The organism is Pseudomonas sp. TJI-51 (assembly GCF_000190455.2).
GTDB lineage: Bacteria > Pseudomonadota > Gammaproteobacteria > Pseudomonadales > Pseudomonadaceae > Aquipseudomonas > Aquipseudomonas juntendi.
Window position 1 is genome coordinate 124,400 of sequence record NZ_AEWE02000046.1, and the last position, 1,424, is coordinate 125,823.

Genomic DNA, 1,424 nt, shown 5'->3' on the forward strand with positions numbered 1-1,424 from the left:
AACCGTGATTAGCCTGATGAGGAGATAATCTGAAAGCGACCTAAGCTTTCAGGTTATCCAGCAGATCTCGCGATCAGCTGAGTGCAATAATAATCGTTATCATTTGCCAGTCAAATGAATTTTCATCATTCCGGTAAAAAAGTTTTACCGGTGCGCTTCCTTGTCCCGGCAATCGGGGCCTTTGCCGTTACGCGGCCATCACGTGCTCTCCCTTCCGTACATCTACAAACCCCGGTCTTCACGTTGCTTGTGCTCCAGCAGCGCGCGTGCCATGTCCATCATGTGCATCAGCGCGAAGGTCAGCTCGCGCTGGCTGCCGTGCTGGTGCGTGGCGGTTTCCTGTGCGGTGGCGGCAGCGCAGCGCAGCAGGGCGATGGCGTGTTCCTGGGCCTGCTCGCTGGTCACGCCTTCGTGCAGGGTCCAGATCTTGTTGTCCAGCGTCGGGCGTGGCGGGTTGGGGTTGAGGTAGTAGTCGAGGGCGCGGCGGGCGGCTTCGCTGTCGAGATCTGTTTCGTCGTTTTTCGGTAGTTTCATCCTGATACCTGCTAATGCCAGTAAGGAAAGGGATCAGGCCGATACTAATACCTGGAGTATTTGAATTGCCACCAAGAAATAATACTGAATGTTTATTGAGCGCCAGAAGGCAGTCCGTATCGTGCCAGCGATGAATATGGATAAATGGATTGCCCTCGTCCGTGACCGGATGGAGGAGCTAGGGCTTACCCAAGAGCAGCTTGCCGAGCGCGTTGGCGTGTCTCAAGGCAGCGTGGGGCATTGGGTGAACAAAAGGCGTCAGCCGAAGATCGAGTCGATGAACCGCACGTTCGTCGAGATTGGCATGCCTCATTACCACGTCAGCTTGCAGTTGCGCGTTCAGGGCCAGGTCGGCGAGGAGCGCGGTACCTACGAGGTGGATGACGATGATGATGACCTGGACCTGATGCAATACATCGTATGTTTCCGCTATCCGGTGTTGAGTTGGGATCAGCTAGGTGGTGCCCAGATCGCGGAGCCTGCTGAGTTCGAGCAGACCGATTACCTGGCTCAGGGGAAGGCGTTCTGGCTGACGGTGGAAAATGATGCGATGAGTGCTATCAGTGGCCGCAGTGTGCCGCAGGGCATGCGAATGCTGGTGGACCCTGGGGCGCAAGCTGTACCTGGGCGTCTGGTGATTGCGCGTCAGCCAGGTAAACCGGCGATTTTTCGTGAATTGGCCGAGGAGGGTGGGCAGCGGTATCTCAAGGCATTGAACAGTAATTACCCGGCCTTGTTGTGCGAGGAAGGCTGCGAGTTCTTGGGGGTGGTTGTGCGGGTGCATGGCTCCTTCTAGGTGTTTTGAGGTTGTTGTGAGGCTGGTGAGCGTAGGGCTTGATCAGTATGGCGCCTGTGAAATCGAGCGCCGCCCGCGCGGCGCATCGCGAGCT

The 1,424-nt window shown here is 56.8% G+C and carries 2 protein-coding genes; one reads left to right on the forward strand and one right to left on the reverse strand.

Annotated features, from left to right (window positions below):
• Positions 1–222 precede the first annotated feature (222 nt).
• On the reverse strand, positions 223–534 hold the full coding sequence (locus G1E_RS11245) for a DUF6124 family protein (RefSeq protein ID WP_009686368.1): 312 nt from the start codon (positions 532–534) through the stop codon (positions 223–225).
• 88 nt (positions 535–622) lie between these two features.
• Between G1E_RS11245 and G1E_RS11250 the strand changes: the two genes are divergently transcribed.
• A complete protein-coding gene (locus tag G1E_RS11250) occupies positions 623–1,330 on the forward strand; it encodes a LexA family transcriptional regulator (RefSeq protein ID WP_009686369.1) in 708 nt (235 codons plus the stop codon).
• Positions 1,331–1,424 lie beyond the last annotated feature (94 nt).